The 23,725-nt window shown below is 66.5% G+C and carries 21 protein-coding genes and 1 riboswitch; of the genes, 7 read left to right on the top strand and 14 right to left on the bottom strand.

Features of this window, described 5'->3' with window-relative positions; translation table 11 throughout:
- Window positions 1-2 precede the first annotated feature (2 nt).
- From RGD00_RS07475 to torT, 14 genes are all read right to left on the bottom strand, one after another.
- Window positions 3-725: a ribonuclease activity regulator RraA gene (locus RGD00_RS07475; RefSeq protein WP_310456686.1), complete on the bottom strand. Its 723-nt coding sequence runs from the start codon at window positions 723-725 to the stop codon at window positions 3-5.
- The gene (locus RGD00_RS07470) at window positions 722-1,570 is read right to left on the bottom strand and encodes a fumarylacetoacetate hydrolase family protein (RefSeq protein ID WP_310456685.1); all 849 of its coding nucleotides are present in this window, start codon (window positions 1,568-1,570) and stop codon (window positions 722-724) included. Before RGD00_RS07470 ends, RGD00_RS07475 begins: the two co-directional genes overlap by 4 nt.
- Window positions 1,567-2,400, bottom strand: coding sequence for an FAD binding domain-containing protein (locus RGD00_RS07465; RefSeq protein WP_310456684.1), 834 nt, complete (start codon window positions 2,398-2,400; stop codon window positions 1,567-1,569). The genes RGD00_RS07470 and RGD00_RS07465 overlap by 4 nt, the downstream gene beginning before the upstream one ends.
- Window positions 2,397-2,885, bottom strand: a complete 489-nt coding sequence (locus RGD00_RS07460; RefSeq protein ID WP_310456683.1) for a (2Fe-2S)-binding protein — start codon at window positions 2,883-2,885, stop codon at window positions 2,397-2,399. The genes RGD00_RS07465 and RGD00_RS07460 overlap by 4 nt, the downstream gene beginning before the upstream one ends.
- Window positions 2,886-2,896: 11 nt before the next feature.
- Window positions 2,897-3,520, bottom strand: coding sequence for an SRPBCC family protein (locus RGD00_RS07455; protein ID WP_310456682.1), 624 nt, complete (start codon window positions 3,518-3,520; stop codon window positions 2,897-2,899).
- A gap of 37 nt (window positions 3,521-3,557) precedes the next feature.
- Window positions 3,558-3,866, bottom strand: coding sequence for a YciI family protein (locus RGD00_RS07450; RefSeq protein WP_310456681.1), 309 nt, complete (start codon window positions 3,864-3,866; stop codon window positions 3,558-3,560).
- Window positions 3,863-6,253: a xanthine dehydrogenase family protein molybdopterin-binding subunit gene (locus RGD00_RS07445; protein ID WP_310456680.1), complete on the bottom strand. Its 2,391-nt coding sequence runs from the start codon at window positions 6,251-6,253 to the stop codon at window positions 3,863-3,865. Before RGD00_RS07445 ends, RGD00_RS07450 begins: the two co-directional genes overlap by 4 nt.
- 71 nt (window positions 6,254-6,324) lie before the next feature.
- Window positions 6,325-6,879: a flavin reductase family protein gene (locus tag RGD00_RS07440; RefSeq protein WP_310456679.1), complete on the bottom strand. Its 555-nt coding sequence runs from the start codon at window positions 6,877-6,879 to the stop codon at window positions 6,325-6,327.
- A gap of 3 nt (window positions 6,880-6,882) precedes the next feature.
- A complete protein-coding gene (locus RGD00_RS07435; protein WP_310456678.1) occupies window positions 6,883-8,457 on the bottom strand; it encodes a 4-hydroxyphenylacetate 3-hydroxylase N-terminal domain-containing protein in 1,575 nt (524 codons plus the stop codon).
- Entirely contained in the window at window positions 8,454-8,861 is a 408-nt protein-coding gene (locus tag RGD00_RS07430) for a RidA family protein (protein WP_310456677.1), read from the bottom strand. The genes RGD00_RS07435 and RGD00_RS07430 overlap by 4 nt, the downstream gene beginning before the upstream one ends.
- Before the next feature lie 42 nt (window positions 8,862-8,903).
- Window positions 8,904-10,445 carry a 4-hydroxyphenylacetate 3-hydroxylase N-terminal domain-containing protein gene (locus tag RGD00_RS07425; protein WP_310456676.1) on the bottom strand — a complete coding sequence of 514 codons (1,542 nt, stop codon included), beginning with the start codon at window positions 10,443-10,445 and terminating at the stop codon, window positions 8,904-8,906.
- A 45-nt stretch (window positions 10,446-10,490) separates the two neighbouring features.
- Window positions 10,491-11,495, bottom strand: a complete 1,005-nt coding sequence (locus RGD00_RS07420; protein WP_310456675.1) for an ABC transporter permease — start codon at window positions 11,493-11,495, stop codon at window positions 10,491-10,493.
- A 13-nt stretch (window positions 11,496-11,508) separates the two neighbouring features.
- Window positions 11,509-13,080, bottom strand: coding sequence for a sugar ABC transporter ATP-binding protein (locus RGD00_RS07415; protein ID WP_310456674.1), 1,572 nt, complete (start codon window positions 13,078-13,080; stop codon window positions 11,509-11,511).
- 47 nt (window positions 13,081-13,127) lie between these two features.
- On the bottom strand, window positions 13,128-14,213 hold the full coding sequence (gene torT, locus RGD00_RS07410; RefSeq protein WP_310456673.1) for a TMAO reductase system periplasmic protein TorT: 1,086 nt from the start codon (window positions 14,211-14,213) through the stop codon (window positions 13,128-13,130).
- A 133-nt stretch (window positions 14,214-14,346) separates the two neighbouring features.
- Between torT and RGD00_RS07405 the strand changes: the two genes are divergently transcribed.
- The 7 genes from RGD00_RS07405 to nrdF all read left to right on the top strand — a co-directional run bounded on the left by RGD00_RS07405 (window position 14,347) and on the right by nrdF (window position 23,280).
- Window positions 14,347-15,315: a LysR family transcriptional regulator gene (locus RGD00_RS07405; RefSeq protein ID WP_310456672.1), complete on the top strand. Its 969-nt coding sequence runs from the start codon at window positions 14,347-14,349 to the stop codon at window positions 15,313-15,315.
- A 79-nt stretch (window positions 15,316-15,394) separates the two neighbouring features.
- On the top strand, window positions 15,395-16,432 hold the full coding sequence (locus tag RGD00_RS07400; RefSeq protein WP_310456671.1) for a homocysteine S-methyltransferase family protein: 1,038 nt from the start codon (window positions 15,395-15,397) through the stop codon (window positions 16,430-16,432).
- On the top strand, window positions 16,429-19,140 hold the full coding sequence (gene metH / locus RGD00_RS07395; protein WP_310456670.1) for a methionine synthase: 2,712 nt from the start codon (window positions 16,429-16,431) through the stop codon (window positions 19,138-19,140). Before RGD00_RS07400 ends, metH begins: the two co-directional genes overlap by 4 nt.
- A gap of 67 nt (window positions 19,141-19,207) precedes the next feature.
- Window positions 19,208-19,394, top strand: a riboswitch (cobalamin riboswitch).
- 90 nt (window positions 19,395-19,484) lie between these two features.
- Complete coding sequence (gene nrdH, locus RGD00_RS07390) at window positions 19,485-19,706, top strand: glutaredoxin-like protein NrdH (RefSeq protein ID WP_310456669.1); 222 nt, start codon at window positions 19,485-19,487, stop codon at window positions 19,704-19,706.
- 4 nt (window positions 19,707-19,710) lie between these two features.
- Window positions 19,711-20,124 carry a class Ib ribonucleoside-diphosphate reductase assembly flavoprotein NrdI gene (gene nrdI / locus RGD00_RS07385; RefSeq protein ID WP_310456668.1) on the top strand — a complete coding sequence of 138 codons (414 nt, stop codon included), beginning with the start codon at window positions 19,711-19,713 and terminating at the stop codon, window positions 20,122-20,124.
- The gene (gene nrdE / locus RGD00_RS07380) at window positions 20,109-22,232 is read left to right on the top strand and encodes a class 1b ribonucleoside-diphosphate reductase subunit alpha (protein ID WP_310456667.1); all 2,124 of its coding nucleotides are present in this window, start codon (window positions 20,109-20,111) and stop codon (window positions 22,230-22,232) included. Before nrdI ends, nrdE begins: the two co-directional genes overlap by 16 nt.
- Before the next feature lie 76 nt (window positions 22,233-22,308).
- Window positions 22,309-23,280 (top strand): class 1b ribonucleoside-diphosphate reductase subunit beta, encoded by a 972-nt coding sequence (nrdF, locus tag RGD00_RS07375; protein WP_310456666.1) that lies wholly within the window; start codon window positions 22,309-22,311, stop codon window positions 23,278-23,280.
- Window positions 23,281-23,725 lie beyond the last annotated feature (445 nt).

The following is a 23,725-nucleotide window of genomic DNA, read 5'->3' as shown; positions in this document are numbered from 1 at the left end:
GATCACTCCTGCTGCGGGCGGCCGCGTGCCACCCATTGGTCGTAGTCGGCACGGCTTTCGGGGGTCGCCGGGAACAGGCCGAACAGCGACCGGCCCCGGCGGATTTCCCGCGCCACGAAGGTTTCGTAATCGGCGACGCCCGCGCACTCCTCGGCCACCTCGTCGGCCAGATGGCGGGGGATGACGACGACGCCCTCGTCATTGCCGACGATGATGTCGCCGGGGTAGACGGCGACGCCGCCAAGGCCCACGGGGGCGTTGAATTCCACCGGGTGCAGCCAGATCGGCGTGGCGGGGCCGGATTCGCGGATCTGGAAACAGGGCAGCCCGGTATCGCGGATCCCCGGCGCATCGCGAAAGCCGCCATCGGTGATCGCGCCCGCCACACCGCGGGTTTTCAGCCGCAGCGCCATCATGTCGCCCATCGACGACGCCCGCGCATCGCCCCCCGTCGCCAGCACCAGCACCGCGCCCGGGTCGCATTCCTCGATCGCGCGGCGGTGCAGGCTGTCGTTGCGGGCGTAAAGCTCCATGCTGTCCAGATCCTCGCGCGCGGGGATGAAGCGCAGCGTCCAGGCCGGGCCGATCAGGGGCGGCTGGCCGGGGGCGACCGGCGACATGCCCAGAACGAAGGTGTTGCGGAACCCGCGTTTGAGCAGCGCATTGGCCAGCGTGGCGGCACCGCAGCGGGCCAGTTTCGCGCGCGTGTCGGGGGAAAGGGTCATGCCGGTTCCTTCACAACGGGGTTTGTCAGGATGCCGACGCCTTCCAGCTCGATCTCCACCACATCGCCGTGCTGCATGAACACCTGCGGGTCGCGGCGGAACCCGACGCCGCCGGGGGTGCCGGTGACGATCACATCGCCGGGTTCCAGCGTGACGAAGGTCGAGATATGGGCGATCTGGTCGGCCACGGGGAACATCATCAGGTCGGTGGTGGCGTCCTGCATCACCTGCCCGTTCAGCCGGCATTGCAGCCGCAGCGCGCGATCCAGCGGCAGTTCGTCCGGCGTCACCATCCACGGTCCGAAGGCGCCGGTGGCGGGAAAGTTCTTGCCTGGCGTCCACTGGTTCGTCGCCAGTTGCCAGTCGCGCACCGACCCGTCGTTGTAGCACGACATCCCGGCCACATGCGCCAGTGCATCCGCGCGCGCGATCCGCCGCCCGGCGCGGCCGATGACCACGGCCATCTCTGCCTCGAAATCGAAGGCGTCGGATTCGCGCGGGATCACCATGGGCTGGCCGTGGCCCGTCTGCGACTGCGGAAACCGCACGAACAGCGCCGGGGCGGCGGCGGTTTCGGCATGGTTCCCCTCGCGCCGGTGCTCGAGGTAGTTGAGGCCGACGCAGATGATCTTGCCCGGGTTGGGGATGACGGGCAGGAACGTCACCTCGTCCAGCCGGAAATCGGCAGGCGCCCCGCCATGGTCGCGCGCCAGCGCCGCCAATCGCCCGTCGCGGATCGCCGCTTTCAGGTCGCCCCCGGTACGCAGGCCGAGGTCCACCACGGCATCGCCGCGGACAAGGCCGAAGCTGGCCCCGGTGGGGCCGACGAAGGACAGGAATTTCATGGCAGGGTCTCCGGTTCGGGCACGGGTTGGGCCAGCGCCATGTCCAGCGCCCGGGCGATGGCGACCGCCACCAGTTGCGCACGGTAGCGGGCATGGGCGTGCAGGTCGCTGTTGAGCCCCTCGGTCGGTTGGGCAAAGCCGGTCAGCGCGGCGGGGGTGAAATCGCGGGTCAGGCGGGCTTCGGCGTCGGCCTGGCGGAACACGCAGGGGCCCGCGCCGTTGACCGCGACGCGGATGCCCGCCGGCCCCTCGGACACGAAGGCGCCGGTGGTGACATAGCCGGAGGCGAGGCTGGGAAACTTGTGATACCCCGCCCGGCGCGGGCGGGGAAAGCGGATGGACAGCACCAGTTCGCCCGGTTCCAGCGCGGTCAGGAAGAGGCCGGTGAAGAAGTCATCCGCCGCGATCCGCCGCCGCGTCGTCTGCACCGTGGCGCCGAGGCCGACCAGCGCGGCGGGGTAATCCGCCGCCGGGTCGTTGTTGGCGATGGACCCGCCCATGGTGCCGCGGTGGCGCACCTGCGGATGCGCGATGCCGCCCGCCAGATGCGCGAGCGCCGGGATGGCGCGGCCCACCGCGGGGTCCGTCGCAGTGACATGGTGGGGGGTCATCGCGCCGATGGTCACGGCATCGGCGCCGACCGTCACGCCGCGCAGGTCGGGGATGTCCTGCAAATCCACCAACTGGCTGGGCCGCGCCAGCCGCTGTTTCAGCGCCGGCAGCAGCGTCTGCCCCCCCGCCAATGCCCGCGCGTCCGCGTCGTCGGCCAGGATCGCCAGCGCCTCGGCCAGCGTTTTCGGGCGGCGGTAGATGAAATCCGGCAGGCTCATCGCGACCCCCGGCAGCAGCTTTGCGGCGCGTTCTGCGCCACGTCGGTGATCGCGTCCACGATGCCCTGATAGCCGGTGCAACGGCAGATGTTGCCTTCCAGCTCGTGCCGGATCACCGCCTCGCTGTCGGTCCGGCCGCGGCGCACGATGTCGACGCCCTGCATGATCATGCCGGATGTGCAATAGCCGCATTGCAGCGCGTGGTGGCGGCGGAACGCCTCTTGCATCGGGTGCAGGTTGTCGGGCTGGCCGAGGCCCTCGATGGTCGTGACCTCTGCCCCCTCGGCCTGCGCGGCCAGCATGGTGCAGGATTTCATCGCCACGCCGTTCACATGCACCGTGCAGCAGCCGCATTGCGTGGTGTCGCAGCCGATATTGGTGCCGGTCAGGCGGCAGTGGTCGCGCAGGTACTGGACCAGCAGGGTGCGGTCCTCGACCCGGTGGCGTTCCTGCGCGCCGTTCACCGTCATCGTGATCTCGATCATCGCCCCGCCCCCTATTGCGCCGCGATCCAGCCGACCAGCGCGGTGATCAGCACCGCCGTCAGCGCGTAGGCCCATGCCGGCATCTGCACCACCACCTGTCCGGGCGTGGCCTGCGCCGCGCCGGCGGCGGCGATGCCCGCCGGGGCCGTGGCTGTCGCCGGGGTTTCCGCCGCCGCCGGAGTTTCCAGCAGGGCGGGGTTGGCCAGGACCTCTTCGAACCGGTCGAAGAACTGTTTGGACATCCGCGCCACGGTGGCGTCGATCAGCCGCGCCCCGATCTGCGCCAGCCGCCCGCCGATCTGGCTTTCGGCGCGCCAGACCAGCCTTGTGCCGCCTTCGTGCGGGAACAGTTCCACCACCGCGTTGCCGGTGGCGAACCCGGCCATGCCGCTTTCGCCCTCGAAATCCAGCGCATAGCGTTCGGGGGCCTGAAGGTCGCGCTGGATGATGCGGCCCTTGAACCGCGCCCGGACCGGGCCGACCGAGGCCAGCACCACCGCGCCATAGACCCCGCCGCCTTCGTCCGTCACCGATTCCGCGCCCGGGACGGCGGCTTGCAGCACGCGGGGGTCCATCAGGCCCTGCCAGACCGTTTCGCGCGGCAGCGTAAGGATGCGTTCCCCGGAAAGTTCCATGTCGTCCTGCTTTCTGTCGTCTGGTCGGTGCGCGGTGTCAGAGCGGCGGCAGATGCGCCGGGCGGTTGGTCTGCCAGCGGAAGGGGGCGATCTCGATGGTGGCCGAAAGGCCCGCCACCTCGAACGGATCGGCGGCGAGGATGGCGCGCACCTCGGCCTCGGTTTCCGCCTCGATCACCATCATGCCGCCGCAGGATGCGCCGTCATCGGCCAGCAGGGGCCCGCCGAGCAGCACCCGGGGACCGAGCGTTTTCATGTAGGCCAGATGCGCGGGCCGGGTTTCGGCGCGGATGGCGGCGGCGCGGCCATCGGTGCGGTCGAGGCGGAAGACGCAATAATGGGTCATGCGGCGGGGTCCTTCTGCGGGGGGGCGGCGTCGATCGCCTCCCATATGCGTTGCGGGATCAGCGGCATGGCCATGTCGCGCACGCCATAGGGGCGCAGGGCATCGACCGCCGCACCGACGATGGCGGGGGGCAGGCCGATGGTGCCGGTTTCGGCCCCGCCCTTGACGCCGAGCGGGTTGGTGCGCGTCGGCACCGCGCGGGTATCCAGCATCATGCGGGGAAAATCCGCCGCGCGCGGCATCGCGTAATCGGTGAAGGATCCGCTGAGCACCTGGCCCTGCGCGTCATGCACCACGGCCTCTTTCAGCGCCTGCCCCACCGCCTGCGCCGCGCCGCCGATCACTTGGCCCTCCAGCAGCAGCGGGTTCACCACGGTGCCCACGTCATCCACCCCCGCCAGCCGGTCGAGCGTGATGTCGCCGGTGTCGGGGTCGATCTCCACCTCGGCCACGTAACAGCCGTTGGGGTAGTTCTGCGGTTCGGCGGTGAAAAAGCCGACGCCTTCCAGCCCGTTGCGCATGTCGGCGGGCATCGGGCGGGGCGCACCCCATGAAAACATTGCCTTCGCCACCTCATCCAGCCTCATCGCCTTGCCCGCGCCGCGATAGGTGCCCTCGGCGAAGGTCAGGTCGTCCTCGTCCATGTCCAGCAGGATCGCCGCCGCCCGGCGGCCCTTGTCGATCACCAGCTGGCACGCCTCTTTCAGGGCCGAGCCACCGACCGTCATCGACCGCGACCCGAAGCTGCCCCGCCCCGTGGCGATCACATCGGTGTCGCCCTGCACGAAGCGGATGCGGTCGATCGGCTGGCCGAGCCATTCGCTGATCATCTGGGCATAGGTGGTTTCATGCCCCTGCCCGTAGGAAAACGTACCGGCCAGCACCGACACCGCGCCGGTGGAATCGAAGCGGACCTCCATCCGTTCGCTGATCGTGGCGCAGACCTCGATATAGCACGACAGCCCCCGCCCCCGCAGGCGGCCCCTTGCGGCGCTGGTGGCGCGGCGGGCGTCGAACCCGTCCCAGTCGGCAAGGCGCAGGGTGGCGTCGGTGATCGCTTCGAACTCGCCGCAGTCGTAGACCTCGCCGATGGCGGTGCGGTAGGGCATCTGGCCGGGCTGGATGAAGTTGCGCCGGCGGATGTCCACCGGGTCCATGCCCAGTTCCACCGCCGCCATGTCCATCATCCGTTCGACGATCATCGTCGCCTCGGGACGGCCCGCGCCGCGATAGGTGGTCAGGGTGCGGCTGTTGGTGAAGATGCCGTTGATCGACACATGCATCGCCGGAAAGGCATAGACCCCCGACAGCATCCGCGTGCCCACCAGCGGCGGATGCGCGGTCGAGGGGCCGAGCATGCAGCCGAGGTTGTGGTTCACCGCCACCCGCAGCGCCAGCACCCGGCCCTGATCGTCCAGCGCCATTTCGGCATCGGCCACCTGATCGCGGCCGTTGAAATCGGCAAGGAAGCTTTCCGACCGGCCGCAGACCCATTTCACCGGCCGCCCCACCCGCCACGCGGCCCAGAGGACGAGGATTTCCTCGGGGTAGAGCCCGCCCTTGGTGCCGAAGCCCCCGCCCACATCGCCCGCCGTCACCCGGATGCGATGCGCGGGAACCTTGAAGATATGTTCGGCCAGCAGCAGGCGGATGCGGTGGGGGTTGGCGGTGGAACTGGTCAGGTGCCAGCGCCCGTCCGCCGGATCGAACCGGCCGACGCAGGTGCGCGGTTCCATCGGCACCCCGGCAAGACGCTGGTTGCGGATGCGCGCGCGGGTGATGTGGTGGGCGCGGGCAAAGGCGGCCTCGGTCGCGGCGGCATCGCCGATCTCGTGGCGGAAACAGACGTTGCCCTGCGCCTCCGGCCAGACGAGGGGGGCGTCGGGGGCGATGGCGGCCTCTACCGTCGCGGCGACGGGCAGGGGGTCGTAATCCACCACGATGCGTTCGGCGGCGTCCTCTGCGGCCTCGGCGGTTTCGGCCACGACAAAGGCGACTTCGGCCCCCACGCACAGCACGCGGTCGCGCGCCAGCGGTGCGAAGGGGGTCTTGTGATAGGTCTTGCCGGTGATCGTCGGCGGGATCGACACGCAGGGGATAAGGCCGAGGCCATCGGCCGCATAATCCTCGCCCGTCAGCACGGCGACGAGGCCGGGCACATCCGCCGCCCCGGTCGCGTCGATGCCCCGGATCCGCGCATGCCCGACGGGCGAGCGCAGGACATAGCCGTAAAGCTGCCGGGGTTCGCTGACATTGCCCGCGAACCGGCCAAGGCCGGTGACAAGGCGCGCGTCCTCCACCCGCGGCAGGGGGGCGCCGATGCCGGTATGGTTGGCGGGGCCCGCGCCTTCGCCCGCGATGCTGCGGGGGCGGTCAGGGGCCGTCATCTGGCCCGCCGGCGGGGGATCGACATGGCGGTTCATCGGGATCGTCCTTGAAACTTCGGTCCAGCGGCGGGCTACCAGCCCGGGCCGCCCACCTCTGGCCAGAGCCGGGCTGCGCCCTCGGCGCTCCAGTCCGAGGGCGAGAGGGCGGCGTATTTGCCGCAGTGGTAAAGCAGCGGTTTCACATCCCCGGGCGGCGCGAGTTCCAGCGCGCGCACCCGGCCCACGAACAGGGTATGATCCCCGCAGGCATAGGCATGCTGCCTGTCGGCCGCGATGCGGACAGAGGCCCCCGCGATCACCGGCGCGCCGTCCAGCCGGTCGATGACCGGCGCGAAATCGGCCGACCGGCGGCCGGCGAAATGGTTCGATGTCTTTTCCTGCACGCTGGTCAGGATAGAGACGCCAAAGCCATCAGCCGTTTCCAGCCAGCCGTGCATCCGCGCCGTCAGCGCGACCGAGATCACCACCAGCGGCGGTTCCAGCGACCCCGACATGAACGCATTCGCGGTCATCGCATGGGGGCCGTTGTCCGTCATCACGGTGATGACCACGACGCCCGAGGCGAACTGCCCCATCGCGTTGCGGAAATCGCGGGCCGTGAAGGGGGTGGTTTCGGTCGCGTGCATGGCTCAGCCCTTCCTTGCGATCAGGCTCACGTCATCGGGGTTGACCAGATCGGGCACCGTCCAGCCGTTCAGGTCGTATTCGTCCATCGCGGTCTGGGCGAAGGCCTTGAACCGCGCCATGTTGCCCGACCCTTCGGCCGCCCAAAGGTTGGTCAGCCGGGTGATGTCGTTGGACCCGATGTAGTTGATTTCATAAAGCTCGTGGCGCGAGCCGAACTCGGTCCCGATCGCGTCCCACAGCATCTTCATCACCTTGACCCGTTCGGTCGCGGTGATGCCGCCGGACCCGCGGACGTATTTGTCCAGATACCCGCGGATGTCGGGGGTCTGGAAATCCACCGCATGGCTGTTGAGGTAGATGAGACCCGAGGCCACCACCTGTTCGATGATGTTCTTGATCTTGGGCATCGCCATCTGGTTCAGCACCCGGTAGGCGCCCGCGAAATGCGGATCGGGGCGGACCATGCCGTTCCAGTTCACCGCCGACTTGGCCATCGCATCCGACAGCGCCCAGAAGGCGTTGCGCCAGGCGATGACCTCGCCCAGTTGCGACTGCACGCCGTGGAAGCCCTTGGCCCCGGTGATTTCCAGCGCGCGGGCCAGCAGGCCGGTGATGAAATCCATCTTGACCGCGAACCGCGTGCAGCCGTGCAGCGAGGCGCGTTCGAGGAAACCGGACCCGGTGTTGAACTTGTTCGCCTGTTCCAGGTCGCCGTGCATGAACACGTCTTCCCAGGGCACGAACACGTTATCCAGAACCAGGATCGCATCGTTTTCGTCGAGGCGAGAGGACAGCGGATAGTCGAAGGGGCTGCCCGTGGTCGCGGCGCGGTATTCGTTCGACACGCGGCACAAAAGCTTCACCCCCGGCGCGCCGGTGGGCACGATGAACACGGGCGCGAACTTCGGGTCCGCGATGGGCACCTGCGCGATATGCGCGATGAAGGTGTAGTTGGTCAGGGCCGAATTCGTGGCCACCACCTTGGCGCCCGTGACCCAGATGCCGGCGTCGTTTTCCTTGACCACCTTGACGTAGACATCGTTGCCGTCCGCCGTGGGCAGATCGCGGTCCACCGGCGGGTGCATGATGGCGTGGTTGACGTACCAGGTGCGTTCCTGCGCCTTGCGGTACCAGCGGGCGGCGTTGTCCTCGAACCCCTTGTAGAAGGCGGCGTTGGCGCCGAGCGTGCCGAGGAAAGACCCCTTGTAATCGGGGCTGCGGCCCATCCAGCCCCAGGCCACGCGCTGCCATTCGGCGATGGCGTCGCGTTGGGCGACCTGTTCCTGCACGTCGAGCGGCGCGCGGAAGAACCGCTGCGTGAACCCGCCCCATTCGGTCGGGATGGTCAGCGCCGCCTGCCGTTTCGGGTCGTGCAGGGCGTCGTACATCCGCGCGATCATGCGGGCCGAATTGCGGAACGCCGGATGTTCGGCGACGTTCTTCACCCGCTCGCCATAGATCCAGACCTCGCGGTCGTCGTTCAGGCTGTCGAGGTATTCGCGCCCCGTGAGGGGCACGAAGGCCGGGTCATAGGCACGGGGGGTTTCCCCCCCGGCCGGTTTCTGTGTTGCGTTCATTTTCCACTTCCCGCCATTGCCGTGCAGGTGATTTCCAGGAGGATCCTGGGATCGCCGAGTGCGGCGACCTGCACCAGAGTGGAACAGGGGAAGTCGCCCGTGAAGAACTCTTGCCGCGCGCGCCAGATTTCCTTGTTGTCGGCCATGTTGGTGACGTAGATCGTCATGTTCACCACGTCCTCCATGCCCGAACCGGCGGCTTCGAGGCAGTTCTTCACCTTTTCGAAGATCACCTTGGTCTGTTCATAGGCCGACCCCTCGCCGTGGATGGTCTTGAGGTCGGCCCCGCGCGCGGTGAAGCCCGACAGCCAGATCTGATCGCCAACCCGGATCGTGTTCGACCAATGGCCCGGCGGATATTCCGCCACCTTGTCCGAGATGAAGCGCTGTTTCTTGAGAGCCATTTGGCTGTCCTCCTGTAGAACGGTTCTGCCCCGGCGCGCCGTTCAGCGGGCGCGCAGGATGCTTACGTCGTCATTGTTGACGAGGTCGGGAACGGTCCAGCCGTTCAGGTCGTATTCGCCCATGCAGCGTTCGACCATGTTCTTCATCTTGGCCATCTCGCCCAAGGACCCGGCCTCCCAGTAGTTCTGGAGCCGCGTCAGGTCGTTGGAGCCGAGATAGTTGATCTCGTAGAGTTCCGACCGGCCGCCGAATTCGGTGCCGATGCAGTCCCACAGCAGTTTCATCACCTTCACGCGCTCTTCCGCGTCGGCGCCGCCGGACCCGCGCATGTACTGGTCCAGATAGGGGCGCAGTTCGGGGTTGAGGAAATCGTCGGCGTGGCTGTTGAGGTAGATCAGGCCAGAGGTGACGGACGCCTCGATGATGTTCTTGATCGAGGGATAGGCGATCTGCGAAATCGTGCGGTAGGCGGTGCCGAAACGGCTGTCGGGCTGCACCATGCCGTTCCACGGGATGTTGGATTTCGCCATCGCATCCGACAGGCCCCACATCGTGTTGCGCCAGGCGATGACCTCGCCCATGCGCGACATGATGCCGTGGAAGGTGTGGGTGCCGGTGATTTCCAGCGCCTTGACCATCAGCCCGGTGATGAAGTCGAGCTTGACCGCCAGCCGGGTGCAGCCATGCATCGCCGCGCGCGCGTTGAAGCCGGACCCGGGCGCGAAATCGTTCGCCTGATCCACGTCGCCGTGCATGAACACGTCTTCCCACGGGACGAAAACGTTATCCAGAACGAGGATCGCGTCGTTTTCATCCATGCGCGAGGACAGCGGATAGTCGAAGGGCGACCCCAGAACCGCGGCGCGGTGTTCGTTCGACATGCGGCTGATCATCTTCACCCCCGGCGCTCCGGTCGGCACGATGAACACAGGGGCGTATTTCGGATCCTTGATCGGGATCTGCCCGGCATGGGCGACAAAGGTGTAGTTGGTCAGCGCCGAGTTCGTCGCCACCACCTTGGCGCCCGACACCCAGATGCCGGCGTCGTTTTCCTTCACCACATGGACATAGACGTCCGACGTGTCGGCGGTCGGCTTGTTGCGGTCCACCGGCGGGTTCATGATCGCGTGGTTGATGTACCACGTCCGCTCCTGCGCCTTGCGGTACCAGCGCAGCGCGTTCGCCTCGTACCCGCGGTAGAAGGCCGAATTCGCGCCGAGCGTGGCGAGGAACGAGCCCTTGTAATCGGGGCTGCGGCCCATCCAGCCATAGGTCACGCGCTGCGTTTCGGCCACCGCGTCGCGGGATTTCACCTGTTCCTCGGTGGTTTTCGGGGCCAGGAAATAGCGGTGGGTGAAGCCGCCGTTTTCGGTCGGCGCGGTGATGATGTCGCGCGTCGCCGCATCGTGCATGGCGTCGTAGACGCGGGCGATCATGCGGGCGGAATTGCGGAAGGCCGGGTGTTCGGTGATGTTCTCGACCCGCTTGCCGTAGATCCAGACCTCGCGCCCGTCGTTCAGGCTGTCGAGGTATTCCTTGCCGGTCATGGGCCGGTCGGTCGCGGCCACTGTGTGCTTGTTCATGGTACTCGCCTTACTCCCTGAAAGGTCGCGCGTTTTCGTGAATGCTCAGCGCCGCCCGATGGCCATGGCAAAGACCAGGATCGCGCCGGTCGCCATCGACTGCGCATAGGCGCCCACCTGCATGAGATTGAGCCCGTTCTGCACCAGCAGGATCAGCAGCGTGCCCATGACCACCGCCAGCGCACGCCCCCGCCCGCCGGCAAGGCTGACGCCGGAAATCACGCAGGCCGCGATGGATTCGAGCGGCAGCGAGGCGCCGATATTCGCCTCGCCCGTTCCCAGACGGGCGGTCAGCAGCAGGCCCGACAGCGCCGCCATCATCCCGCACATCGCATAGGCCACGATCCGCACCGGCACCGTGCGCACGCCCGACAGTTCCGCCGCGCGCCCGTTGCCGCCCGCGGCGTAAAGGTGGCGGCCGAAGCGCGTCCATTCCAGCGTGAAATAGGCCAGCCCCACCAGAAAGATCGCCACCAGCGCCGGGATCGGGATGCCCGCGATGCGGCCGAAACCGAAGATCTCGCCATGCAGCGGGGGGATGCCGTAGATCGGCACGCCGCCGGAAATGTAAAGCGTGATCCCGAACACGATCGACGCCATGCCGAGCGTCATCATGAACGGGTTGATCCCCAGAACCGTGACGCCAAGCCCGTTGACCAGCCCCACCGCGGTGCCCACCGCCATGCCAACGGCCAGCCCCGCCCACAGCGCATACCACTGGTTTTCCGGGAAGGCGGCAAAGACGATGGCCATCACGATCGAACTGACCACCGAGGTCAGCGACACGTTCGAGCCCACCGACAGGTCCAGCCCGCCGCAGATCATCACCACCAGCTGCCCGAGCGCCACGATCAGCAGATAGACCGATTGCCGCGCCACATTGGTCAGGTTGTCCGTCGTCAGGAACTTGGGCGAGGCGAGCGAGAACAGCACCACCACCAGAACGAACATCACCGGCAAGGCCAGGATCTGGCGGTTCTCGATGATCCACTGTCCGGGCCCCGGCCCCATGCGCCCCTGCCGTGCCGTCACGCCGATGTCACCGCTCATGTTCTCGGGCCCCTCAGAAAAACTGTTCCAGGATCTTGTGTTCGTCGTAGTCGGCGCGGTCGAATTCGGCGACGAGGCTGCCGCCGCTCATCACCAGCATCCGGTGGGTCAGCCCCATCAGTTCCGGCAGGTTCGAGGACACCACCAGAATTGCCGCGCCGCGCGCCGACAGCGCGGCAAGGCAGCGGTAGATCGACAGGCACGCGCCGATGTCGACGCCCACGGTAGGTTCGTCAAAGACATAGACCTCGACATCCTGCACCAGCGCCTTGCCCAGAAGGATCTTCTGCTGGTTGCCGCCCGAAAACCGCCCCACGGGTTCGGACAGGCGGCGGGCGTCGAAGTCCACCATCTGCACCAGATCGCGCAACCGCAGCTCGTCGCGCCGCGGGCGCAGGAATTCCCCGCGCGACGGGCCGAAGCTGAGCCCGGACAGGATCATGTTCCGGTGCGCCGAAAGCTCCAGCGCCAGACCGTCGTGCTTGCGGTCGGCGGGGCTGTACCACAGGCCCTTGCGGATCGCGTCGGCGGGGTGGCGCGGGCGGAAGGGACGGCCCTTCAGGCGCATCTCGCCTTCCACGATGCGGTGCAGCCCGAAACAGGCCTGCGCCAGATTGCCCTTGCCGCAGCCGACAAGGCCCGCGATGCCGACGATTTCGCCCGCCCGCACGGTCAGGCTGGCATTGCGCACGGGTTCGGCGCCCACCTGCGGGGCGAGGGTGACATTCGACAGTTCCAGCACCACCTCGCCCAGATCGGCGCGGGGTCTGGGATAGATCTTGGCCAGGCTGCGGCCGGTCATCAGTTCGATCAGCCGGTCCTCGGGCGTGTCGGCGGGGACGGTGGCGACGAACTGGCCGTCGCGCAGCACCGACAGCCGCGTGCCGATCAGCGGGATTTCATGCATCCGGTGGGTGACATAGATGATCGCCGTCCCCGCCGCCGTTAGCCGCCGGATCAGCGCGAACAGCGCCTGACTGTCGTGTTCGGACAGCGAGGCCGTGGGTTCGTCGAGGATCAGCAGGTCGGGGCGCAGGCGCATCGCCTTGCAGATTTCCACCATCTGCTGCTTGCCCCGGGTCAGCGTGCAGACACGCGCATCGGGGTTCAGATCGAAGCCCAGATCGTCGATCAGCCGGCGCGCCTCTGCCCGCGCGGCGGATTTCGACAGCACCCCCGCCAGCCCCAGACGGCGCAGGCCCGCCACCGGTTCCTCGCCAAGGGTGATGTTTTCCGCCACCGTCAGGTCGGGCACCAGCGAGAATTCCTGGAACACCGCCCGCACGCCCGCCGCACGCGCCTGCCGCACGCTTTCGAACTCGACGGGGCGGCCCTGCATCAGGATCGTGCCGGATGTGGGCGTGTTCGCCCCGGCGATCATGGAAATCAGCGTGGACTTGCCGGCGCCGTTTTCGCCGAACAGCACATGCACCTCGCCGGGCATGAAGCGCAGCGACACGTCGTCCAGCGCGGCATGCTGGCCGTAAAGCTTGGTCAGGCCCTCGACGGCCAGCGTCGGCACGGCCTCGGACACGGCTAGGGCTGGCCCGGCCGGTACGGCCAGGGGGGCGGCGGCTGCGGTCATCGGATCGGTCCCTGGACGGGCCGGCCGCAAGGGCCGGCCCCCTGCGGTTACTGGTCGAGCGAGAACACCGGCGCATAGCGCGCAGGTGCCATCACCGCGAGCGGGTCCAGTTCGCCGATCGTATCGACGGTATAGACCTTGCCGAGCGTGCCGACATCGGTGAACTCCACCTTGTTTTCCAGCACGCGCACCGCGGTATCGAGGATGACGCGCGAGGTCAGCACCACCGGCGCCGCGCCCGCTGCTTCGATCTGCCCGGCCTTGAGCGAGGCATGCACCCCCGGCGTGGTATAGACCGACACCAGTTTCACCTTGTCCTGCACGCCCTTGGCGCGCAGCAGCGGCAATGCGCCTTCGACCATCACCGCGGTGCCGACCACATAGTCGATATCGTCATGGGTCTGGAGCATGTCCTCGACCAGCGCGGCCTGGATTTCCTTGCCCACGTCGCCATGCTTGGTTTCGACGACCTTGATGGCGCTGCCCTCGATCCCCTTCTGGAAACCGCTGTCGAAGGCGGTGACGAAGCCCGCGCCCGCGGGGCCCGGCAGCCAGCCGACATTGGCCGTTTCCGACCCGGCGGGGTGTTTCGCGGCCAGATACTGGCCGGCGCGCAGACCCTCGTCATAGGGGCTGGTCAGTACGCGGGCGGCGGTGTCCCTGGACGACACGCCGTTGATCGCGTCGATGACGGGGATGCCCTTCTGCTTCAACTCTCCCAGAAGGTTGTCCATCCCGTCCTGCGACACGGCGACCATCACCACCGCATCCGCGCCGCCGGCGACGCAGTTCTCGATCTGGCTGATCTGGTTGGCCAGCTTGTCGTAGCCGCCGGCATCCAGCGTCTGCACATCGACGCCCAGAAGCTTGGCCTCTTCGACCATGCCATAGTTCATCGCCAGGAAGAACGGATCCTTCATATGCGGCAGCGACACGCAGATCTGCCAGTTCTTCGACGCCTTTTCGGTGGCACTGAGCGGCGAATAGGCCGCAGGCGCGCGCTCGGTGGCGCCCGCCTTGATCGCCTCCACCTCCAGCGGATACCAGGCGTCTTCGGCCAGCGCACCGGTGGCCAGCACCGAAACGGCCGCGATCCCGCCCATCAGGGCCGACAGTGTACGAAGCTTCGTCATCTTACCTCCATGCCGTCCCCGTTCCTTGGCGCGGGGCTAGTGGCGGCGACGTTCGTTGCCGATGAACATGAAGTCAATTGACTTATATCACAGACAAACATAACCGTTTGGAATACATCCCCGGGCGGCGGTCATGACGAACCTGCGCATCTTCCTGAAAAACAACCTGAACATCCGGCATATGCGGCTGCTGATCGCGCTGGACGACCACCGCAGTGTGGTGAAGGCGGCGACCTATCTGAACCTCACGCAGCCCGCGATTTCCAAGGCGCTGGCCGGGCTTGAACAAGGAATAGGCGCGCCGCTGTTCCGCCGGGCGAAAAGCGGGCTGGTGCCGACCGACGCCGGCGGCTGCCTGATCCGGCATTCGCGCCGGGTGATGATTCGCATCGAACAGGCCGAACGCGAACTGGAAGAGATCCTGTTCCAGGGATCGAGCCACATTTCCATCGGCACCCTGCCGGCGACGGCGGTCTACCTGATCCCCGCCTTCATCGCCCGGCTGGAAAGCGAACTGCCCAACACCACCGTCAGCCTGCGCGAGGGCACGATGGACAGCCTTCTGCCCGCGCTCAAGACCGGGCAGATCGACTTTGCCGTGGGGCTTCTGGGCGGGCCGCAGATGGGGCCCGAATTCGAGACAGAGATCCTGTTCACCGACCCGGTGGTGGCGGCGGCGCGGCGCGGCCATCCGCTGACCAGCCGCGAACGCATCGCGTGGGAGGAACTTCAGGGCTATCCGCTGGTGCTGCCCCCGGCCAATACGCTCGCCCGCGGCGCGATCGAGGCGATGTTCATGAACCGGCGCATCCCGATCACCAAGAACCGCGTGGACAGCGTATCGACGATGGCGAACGTGGGTACGTTGCAGGTGACGGATGCGATCGGGTTCCTGTCGCGGTCGCTGGTGGCGCATTTCGCCCGGCTCGGCGTGCTGGAACCGCTGCCGCTGGAACTGCCGCCGGATGTGAACCTGTCCATCGGCATGGTCCGCATCGCCGACCGCGACCGGACAGAGGCGCATATCATGGGCCACCGCCTGCTGGTGGAAACCGCGCAGACGCTGGCGGCGGCGGCGCCCAACTTGCTGTCCGCCTCATGATCTTGTCCAGAAACATGAACTTTCCAACGGTTTTCTGTCGGAGTAAGGTCCCCGTCTGATACAGCCCATCGGCGGACCCATGCAGAGCTTCCATCTTCCCCGCAGCGCGGCCTTCGGCCAGCTTGAAACCCTCGCCCGTGAACGCATCCTGATCCTCGACGGGGCGATGGGGACGCAGATCCAGGGCCTCGGCCTGTCGGAGGAGGATTATGCCGGCCATGGCGCGGGCTGCGCCTGCCGCCACCATTCGGATCACCCCCAGAAGGGCAACAACGACCTTCTGATCCTGACCCAGCCCGAGGCGATCGAAGAGATCCACTTCAAATACGCCATGGCCGGGGCGGATATCGTGGAAACCAACACCTTTTCCGCCACCACCATCGCGCAGGCGGACTACGGGATGGAATCGGCGGTGCACGACCTCAACGCCGAGGGCGCGCGGATCGTGCGCCGGGCGCTGGACCGGGCGACCGCCATCGACGGCAAGCCCCGGTTCGTCGCAGGCGCCGTGGGGCCGACGAACCGCACGGCCTCGCTGTCGCCCGATGTGAACAACCCCGGCTATCGCGCCGTCACCTTCGACGATCTGCGCATGGCCTATGGCCAGCAGATCCGGGCGCTGATCGAAGGCGGGGCCGACATCATCCTGGTCGAGACGATCTTCGACACACTGAACGCCAAGGCCGCGATCTTCGCCTGTTTCGAGGCGTTCGCCGAACATGGCACCCGCCTGCCGGTGATGATTTCCGGCACAATCACCGATGCCTCCGGCCGCACGCTGTCGGGCCAGACGCCCACGGCCTTCTGGCATTCGGTACGCCATGCGCGGCCCTTCACCGTGGGGCTGAACTGCGCATTGGGCGCCGCCGCGATGCGCCCGCATCTGGCCGAACTGGCCGCGGTGGCCGACACCTTCACCTGCGCCTATCCCAACGCGGGCCTGCCCAACGCCTTCGGCCAGTATGACGAGGGGCCCGAGGATACCGCAGCCCAGATCGGCGATTTCGCCCGCGAGGGACTGGTGAATGTCGTCGGCGGCTGCTGCGGCACCACGCCCGACCATATCCGTGCGATCGCCGACGCCATCGCCCCCTTCCCGCCGAGGGTAGTGAAATGACCCGTTACCTGCGCCTTTCGGGCCTCGAGCCCTTCGTCCTGACGCCCGACATCCCCTTCGTCAACGTGGGCGAACGGACGAACGTCACCGGATCCGCCCGGTTCCGCAAGCTGATCACCAACCGCGATTACGCCGCCGCGCTGGATGTCGCGCGCGATCAGGTGGAAAACGGCGCGCAGGTCATCGACATCAACATGGACGAGGGCCTGATCGATTCGAAGGCCGCGATGGTCGAGTTCCTGAACCTCGTCGCGTCGGAACCCGACATCGCCCGCGTGCCGGTGATGATCGACAGTTCCAAATGGGAGGTGATCGAGGCCGGGCTGAAATGCGTGCAGGGCAAGCCCATCGTCAACTCCATCAGCATGAAGGAGGGCGAGGACCAGTTCCGCGAACAGGCGGGCCTGTGCCTTGCCTATGGCGCGGCCGTGGTGGTGATGGCCTTCGACGAGACCGGGCAGGCCGACAGTTTCGAGCGCAAGATCGAGATCTGCGCCCGCGCCTACCGGATTCTGGTGGACGAGGTGGGTTTTCCGCCAGAGGACATCATCTTCGACCCCAACGTCTTTGCCGTGGCGACGGGGATCGAGGAACACAACAACTACGGCGTCGATTTCATCGAGGCCACCCGCTGGATCCGCCAGAACCTGCCCCATGCGCATGTGTCGGGCGGGGTTTCCAACCTGTCGTTCAGTTTCCGCGGCAACGAACCCGTGCGCGAGGCGATGCATGCCGTGTTCCTCTACCACGCCATTCAGGCGGGGATGGACATGGGCATCGTCAACGCCGGGCAGCTGGCCGTCTATGACCAGATCGAACCCGACCTGCGCGAGGCCTGCGAGGATGTGGTCCTGAACCGCCGCGCGGATTCGACCGAACGGCTGCTGGAAATCGCCGAACGGTTCAAGGGCGGCGCGAAGGAAGAAAAGGTCCGCGATCTGGCGTGGCGCGACTGGCCGGTGGAAAAGCGGCTGGAACATGCGCTGGTCAACGGCATCACCGAATTCATCGAGGCCGATACCGAGGCCGCCCGTCTGGCCGCCACCCGCCCGCTCGACGTGATCGAGGGGCCGCTGATGGCGGGCATGAACGTGGTCGGCGACCTCTTCGGCGCGGGCAAGATGTTCCTGCCGCAGGTGGTGAAATCGGCCCGCGTGATGAAACAGGCGGTGGCCGTGCTGTTGCCGCATATGGAGGCCGAAAAGGCCGCGAACGGCGGCACGGGGCGCGAGGCCGCCGGCCGGGTGCTGATGGCGACGGTGAAGGGCGATGTGCACGACATCGGCAAGAACATCGTCGGCGTCGTGCTGGCCTGCAACAACTACGAGATCATCGACCTCGGCGTGATGGTGCCGCCGCAGAAGATCCTTCAGGTTGCGCGCGAGGAAAAGGTGGATGTGATCGGGCTTTCCGGCCTCATCACGCCGTCCCTGGACGAAATGGTCCACATGGCGGCAGAGATGGAGCGCGAAGGCTTCGACATCCCGCTGCTGATCGGCGGGGCCACGACGTCGAAGGTGCACACGGCGGTCAAGATCGCGCCGCGCTATAAACGGTCGCAGGCGGTCTATGTCACCGACGCCAGCCGCGCGGTGGGCGTGGTCAGCCAGTTGCTGTCGCCCACGCAGAAGACGGCCTATGTCGAAAGCGTCCGCGCCGAATATGTGGATGTGGCCGAACGCCACGAACGCGCCGAACGCGCGAAACAGCGCGTGCCGCTGGCCACCGCCCGGGCGAATGCGATGAAGATCGACTGGTCCGCCCATGCCGCCACCGCGCCGAAATTCACCGGCACGCGGGTGATCGACGACTGGGATCTGGCGGACATCGCGCGCTATATCGACTGGACCCCGTTCTTCCAGACGTGGGAACTGAAAGGCGTCTACCCCCGCATCCTCGACGACGAAAAACAGGGCGAGGCGGCGCGGCAGCTGTTCGCCGAGGCGCAGGAAATGCTGTCCCGCATCATTTCCGAACGCTGGTTCAGGCCGCGGGCGGTGGTGGGCTTCTGGCCCGCGAATACGGTGGGCGACGACATCCGCCTATATACCGGCGACGACCGGGCAGAGGTGTTAGCGACGCTGCACACCCTGCGCCAGCAGACGCAGAAACGCGACGGGCGGCCGAACCTTGCGCTGGCCGATTTCGTGGCGCCCGAGGGCCGGCCCGACTGGGTGGGCGGCTTCGTCGTGACCGCGGGGCCCGAGGAATCGGAAATCGCCGCACGCTATGAACGCGCCAACGACGATTACGCCGCGATCATGGTCAAGGCGCTGTCCGACCGGATCGCAGAGGCGATGGCGGAAATGCTGCACGAACGGGTGCGCAAGGACCTGTGGGGTTATGCCCCGGACGAGGCGTTCACGCCGCAGGAACTGATCGCCGAACCCTACAAGGGCATCCGCCCCGCCCCCGGCTATCCGGCGCAGCCCGACCATACGGAAAAGACCACCCTTTTCCGCCTGCTGGATGCCGAGGCCGCGACGGGCGTGCAGTTGACGGAAAGCATGGCGATGTGGCCGGGATCGTCGGTGTCCGGCCTCTATATCGGCCATCCCGACAGCTATTATTTCGGCGTCGCCAAGGTGGAACGCGATCAGGTCGAGGATTACGCCGCCCGCAAGGGAATGAGTGTGGCCGAAACCGAACGCTGGCTGGCGCCGATCCTGAACTATGTGCCGGTCGACGGGAAAAAGTCTGCCGCCTGACCCACAACATTTTGCGCCCCCCGCCTTCCACCCGTTGATATGTGGTTGACCGGGGGCGCCGATCAGGGCTAACTGAACCCGTCATGGTTCCCCCGGGGTGACTCGGGGGTGAAAAGGGAAGCCGGTGGAATTCCGGCGCTGCCCCCGCAGCTGTAAGCGGATAGCAAGGTCGAACCGCCACTGGGAAGCCCCCGGGAAGGCCGGCCAAGCTGCGACCCGCGAGCCAGAAGACCTGCCAGGACGATGCGAACGAAACCGTGCGGCGGGCGCGGGGGCGTGGGTTCCGGCCGGCCTGTCGCCTGCCCGATCCGCCCCCTGTCCACCGCCACCAGAGGGACAGGCCCATGACCATCACCGTCTATTCCAAACCCGCCTGCGTGCAGTGCACCGCGACCACCCGCGCGCTGGATGCCAGGGGGATCGCCTACAGCGTCATCGACCTGACCGAGGATGCCGATGCGATGGAACGGGTAACGGCGATGGGCTATCGGCAGGCCCCCGTCGTGGTGGCGGGCGAGGCGCATTGGGCGGGCTTTCGCCCCGACATGATCGGCCGCCTGTCCTAGGCCGATGGCGGGGCTGGTCTGGTATTCCTCGGCCTCGGGGAACACGGCGCGTTTCGTGGCGCGGTTGGGGCGGGATGCGCTGCGCATCCCGATCGCACCGGCGGAACCGATGCCGGAACCGGCGGCGCCTTACGTCCTGATCTGCCCCACCTATGCCGATGGGCAGGGCCGGGGCGCGGTGGCCAAACAGGTGATCCGCTTTCTCAACGACCCCGCCCGCCGCGCGCCGTTGCGCGGGGTCATCGCCGGCGGCAACCGCAATTTCGGCGCGCATTTCGCCTGCGCCGGGGATGTGATCGCCGCGAAATGCAACGTACCCGTGCTGTATCGTTTCGAACTGGCCGGGACAGAGACCGACATCGCCCGCGTGCGCGCGGGGCTTGCGACATATCTGGGGGCCGAATGCTTGACGCCGTGAAACCCGCGCTGGATTACCACGCGCTGAATGCGATGCTGAACCTCTATGATGCCGAGGGGAAGATCCGGTTCGACGCCGACCGCATGGCCGCGCGGCAGTATTTCCTGCAACATGTCAACCAGAATACCGTGTTTTTCCATAGCCTTGACGAAAAGCTCGGCTATCTGGTGGACGAAGGTTATTACGAGCCCGAGGTTCTGGATCAGTATTCGAAGAACTTCCAGCGCCGGATCTGGAACGAGGTCTACAAGCGCAAGTTCCGCTTCCCGACCTTCCTTGGCGCGTTCAAGTATTACACCGGCTACACGCTGAAAACCCGCGACGGGCACCGGTATCTGGAACGCTACGAGGACCGGGTGGTGATGGTCGCCCTGACGCTGGCGCGCGGCGACGAGGCATTGGCGCTGCGTTTCATGGACGAGATCATTTCCGGCCGTTTCCAGCCCGCGACACCGACATTCCTGAACGCCGGCAAGAAAAGCCGCGGCGAGTTGATTTCCTGTTTCCTGCTGCGGGTCGAGGACAACATGGAAAGCATCGGCCGGTCGATCAATTCCGCCCTGCAACTGTCGAAACGCGGCGGCGGCGTGGCGCTGATGCTGACCAACCTGCGCGAAGCGGGCGCGCCGATCAAGGGGATCGAGAACCAGTCCTCGGGCGTCATCCCGGTGATGAAACTGCTGGAGGATTCGTTCAGCTATGCCAACCAGTTGGGCGCGCGGCAGGGGGCGGGGGCGGTGTACCTCAACGCGCATCATCCTGATATATTGCGGTTTCTGGATACCAAGCGCGAGAATGCCGACGAAAAGATCCGCATCAAGACGCTGAGCCTCGGCGTCGTCATTCCCGATGTGACCTTCGATCTGGCGCGGCGGAACGCCGACATGTACCTGTTTTCGCCCCATGACGTGCAGGCCGTCTATGGCGTGCCGTTTTCAGAAATTTCCGTCACCGAGAAATATGCCGAGATGGTCGACGACAAGCGCATCCGCAAGCGGAAGATCAACGCGCGGGCCTTCTTCCAGACGCTGGCGGAAATCCAGTTCGAATCCGGCTATCCCTATATCATGTTCGAGGACACGGTGAACCGCGCCAATCCGGTGCACGGGCGCATCACCATGTCGAACCTGTGTTCGGAAATCCTTCAGGTCAACGAGGCGTCGGAATACAACGAGGATCTGTCCCATGCGCATCTCGGCACCGACATTTCCTGCAACCTCGGGTCGCTCAACATCGCCGCCACCATGGACGGGCCGGATTTCGGCGCCACGGTGGAAACGGCGATCCGCGCGCTGACCGCGGTGTCGGAGATGTCGTCCATCGCGGCCGTGCCCTCGATCCGCCGCGGCAATGACGAGGCGCATGCCGTCGGGCTCGGCCAGATGAACCTGCACGGCTTCCTTGCGCGGGAACGCATCCACTACGGCAGCCCCGAGGGGGTGGAGTTCACCTCGGTCTATTTCGCCGCCGTGGCCTATCACGCCATCCGCGCCTCCTGCCTGCTGGCACAGGAAAAGGGCGCGGTGTTCAGGGATTTCGAGAAATCGAAATACGCGGACGGGTCGTTCTTCGACAAATACACGGCCCGCGACTGGCTGCCCACCCTGCCCGAAGTCGTACGCCTGTTCGGAAACATCCCGCTGCCCACGCGCGCGGACTGGGCGAAACTGCGGGCCGATGTGATGCAACACGGGCTCTACAACCGCAATCTTCAGGCGGTGCCGCCCACGGGGTCGATCAGCTACATCAACAACGCGACCTCCTCCATCCACCCCATCGTGGCGAAGATCGAGATCCGCAAGGAAGGCAAGATCGGCCGGGTCTATTACCCCGCGCCGTTCATGACCAACGACAACCTCGACTACTACCGCGATGCTTATGACATCGGGCCCGAGGCGATCATCGACACCTATGCGGCGGCGACCGAACATGTCGATCAGGGCCTGTCGCTGACCCTGTTCTTCCCGGCAGAGGCCACGACGCGCGACATCAACCGGACGCAGATCCATGCGTGGCGGAAGGGAATCAAGACCATCTACTACATCCGCCTGCGCCAGACCGCGCTGGAGGGAACCGAGGTGCAGGGCTGCGTGTCCTGCACGTTGTGAGACCGGCGCGGCCGGGGGGCCAGCCCCCCGGACCCCCCGGGAGTATTTTTGGCAAGATGAAGAAAGGTTCTTCACGATGAAGGATCACGCGATGCGGGCGCCCTTGCGCGCGATCAACTGGAACCGGCTGGAGGACGAGAAGGACCTGGAGGTCTGGAACCGGCTGACGGTGAACTTCTGGCTGCCGGAAAAGGTGCCGTTGTCGAACGACGTGCAGTCCTGGGCGACGCTGCGGCCAGAGGAACGCGAACTGACCATCCGCGTGTTCACCGGCCTGACGCTGCTCGACACGGTGCAGAACACGGTGGGCGCGCCCTCGATGTTGCCCGACGCCATCACCCCGCATGAAGAGGCCGTGCTGACCAACATCGCCTTCATGGAGGCGGTCCACGCGCGGTCCTATTCGTCCATCTTCTCTACCCTCTGCCTGACGAAAGAGGTGGACGAGGCTTTCCGCTGGTCCGAGGACAACCCGCATCTGCAAGCCAAGGCGCGGCTGATCGTCAGGGAATACGGGGCCCGGGCCGACCCGCTGAAGCGCAAGATCGCCAGCGTGTTCCTCGAATCCTTCCTGTTCTATTCGGGCTTCTACCTGCCGATGTACTGGTCCAGCCGGGCCCGGCTGACCAATACCGCCGACCTGATCCGCCTGATCATCCGGGACGAGGCGGTGCACGGCTATTACATCGGCTACAAATACCAGCGCGGGCTGGAACGGGTGCCCGAGGCGCGCCGGCAGGAGTTGAAGGATTTCGCCTTTGCCCTGATGTTCGACCTTTACGAGATCGAGGCGAAATATACCGCCGAACTCTATGACGGTATCGGGCTGACCGAGGATGTGAAGGCCTTCCTGCACTACAATGCCAACAAGGCGTTGCAGAACCTCGGCTACGAGGCGCTGTTCCCGCCCGCCGCCTGCGAGGTGAACCCGGCGATCCTGGCGGCGCTGAGCCCCGACAGCGAGAACCACGATTTCTTTTCGGGCTCGGGATCGTCCTATGTCATCGGCAAGGCCGTGGCGACCGAGGATGAGGACTGGGATTTCTGACGAACAAGGGCGGCCCGAAAGGCCGCCCGTCAGGCCGCTGTCTGCGGCTGCCCCGGTTTGCTTGCTGGTCGGATTGCGCGCTGCCTGGGATGCAAGGCATCCTGGGTGGCTGGCCCTTACTCGCTGACCCGGAGGAGAGAGCTTGCTTGCGTGATGCTGGCTGGCCTTCTTGAGACCCGATATAGGCCGCCGCAGCAGGGCTGTCAATAAATTCCCGCAAAATCAAATAGTTGACAGAAATCGTCGGGTGTTTGCCCGACGCTTTCGGTCGGGCATCGCCGCACAGGCGCAACCGCCTGAGCGGACAGGGAAAAGCCCGCACGCCCCGACTGCGCGCGCGCAGCCTTCGGGAAAGCGCGGCCCGCCACGGCTGCGGCAGCAGGTCGCAGGTGGCCGCATTGCCCGCAGGCCCCGGCGCGGGCTGGACACGCGCCGCGCGCCGCCG

It is taken from the genome of Ruixingdingia sedimenti, from assembly GCF_031432425.1.
GTDB classification, from domain to species: Bacteria; Pseudomonadota; Alphaproteobacteria; order Rhodobacterales; family Rhodobacteraceae; genus Ruixingdingia; species Ruixingdingia sedimenti.
The sequence above is the reverse complement of the archived record's forward strand: the minus strand, read 5'-3'. Positions and strand labels throughout refer to the sequence as shown.

Bases quoted from the DNA above. Each gene is read 5' to 3' on its own strand.
- RGD00_RS07475 (WP_310456686.1), bottom strand. From the start codon at position 725: ATGACCCTTTCCCCCGACACGCGCGCGAAACTGGCCCGCTGCGGTGCC.
- RGD00_RS07470 (WP_310456685.1), bottom strand. From the start codon at position 1,570: ATGAAATTCCTGTCCTTCGTCGGCCCCACCGGGGCCAGCTTCGGCCTT.
- RGD00_RS07465 (WP_310456684.1), bottom strand. From the start codon at position 2,400: ATGAGCCTGCCGGATTTCATCTACCGCCGCCCGAAAACGCTGGCCGAG.
- RGD00_RS07460 (WP_310456683.1), bottom strand. From the start codon at position 2,885: ATGATCGAGATCACGATGACGGTGAACGGCGCGCAGGAACGCCACCGG.
- RGD00_RS07455 (WP_310456682.1), bottom strand. From the start codon at position 3,520: ATGGAACTTTCCGGGGAACGCATCCTTACGCTGCCGCGCGAAACGGTC.
- RGD00_RS07450 (WP_310456681.1), bottom strand. From the start codon at position 3,866: ATGACCCATTATTGCGTCTTCCGCCTCGACCGCACCGATGGCCGCGCC.
- RGD00_RS07445 (WP_310456680.1), bottom strand. From the start codon at position 6,253: ATGACGGCCCCTGACCGCCCCCGCAGCATCGCGGGCGAAGGCGCGGGC.
- RGD00_RS07440 (WP_310456679.1), bottom strand. From the start codon at position 6,879: ATGCACGCGACCGAAACCACCCCCTTCACGGCCCGCGATTTCCGCAAC.
- RGD00_RS07435 (WP_310456678.1), bottom strand. From the start codon at position 8,457: ATGAACGCAACACAGAAACCGGCCGGGGGGGAAACCCCCCGTGCCTAT.
- RGD00_RS07430 (WP_310456677.1), bottom strand. From the start codon at position 8,861: ATGGCTCTCAAGAAACAGCGCTTCATCTCGGACAAGGTGGCGGAATAT.
- RGD00_RS07425 (WP_310456676.1), bottom strand. From the start codon at position 10,445: ATGAACAAGCACACAGTGGCCGCGACCGACCGGCCCATGACCGGCAAG.
- RGD00_RS07420 (WP_310456675.1), bottom strand. From the start codon at position 11,495: ATGAGCGGTGACATCGGCGTGACGGCACGGCAGGGGCGCATGGGGCCG.
- RGD00_RS07415 (WP_310456674.1), bottom strand. From the start codon at position 13,080: ATGACCGCAGCCGCCGCCCCCCTGGCCGTACCGGCCGGGCCAGCCCTA.
- torT (WP_310456673.1), bottom strand. From the start codon at position 14,213: ATGACGAAGCTTCGTACACTGTCGGCCCTGATGGGCGGGATCGCGGCC.
- RGD00_RS07405 (WP_310456672.1), top strand. From the start codon at position 14,347: ATGACGAACCTGCGCATCTTCCTGAAAAACAACCTGAACATCCGGCAT.
- RGD00_RS07400 (WP_310456671.1), top strand. From the start codon at position 15,395: ATGCAGAGCTTCCATCTTCCCCGCAGCGCGGCCTTCGGCCAGCTTGAA.
- metH (WP_310456670.1), top strand. From the start codon at position 16,429: ATGACCCGTTACCTGCGCCTTTCGGGCCTCGAGCCCTTCGTCCTGACG.
- nrdH (WP_310456669.1), top strand. From the start codon at position 19,485: ATGACCATCACCGTCTATTCCAAACCCGCCTGCGTGCAGTGCACCGCG.
- nrdI (WP_310456668.1), top strand. From the start codon at position 19,711: ATGGCGGGGCTGGTCTGGTATTCCTCGGCCTCGGGGAACACGGCGCGT.
- nrdE (WP_310456667.1), top strand. From the start codon at position 20,109: ATGCTTGACGCCGTGAAACCCGCGCTGGATTACCACGCGCTGAATGCG.
- nrdF (WP_310456666.1), top strand. From the start codon at position 22,309: ATGAAGGATCACGCGATGCGGGCGCCCTTGCGCGCGATCAACTGGAAC.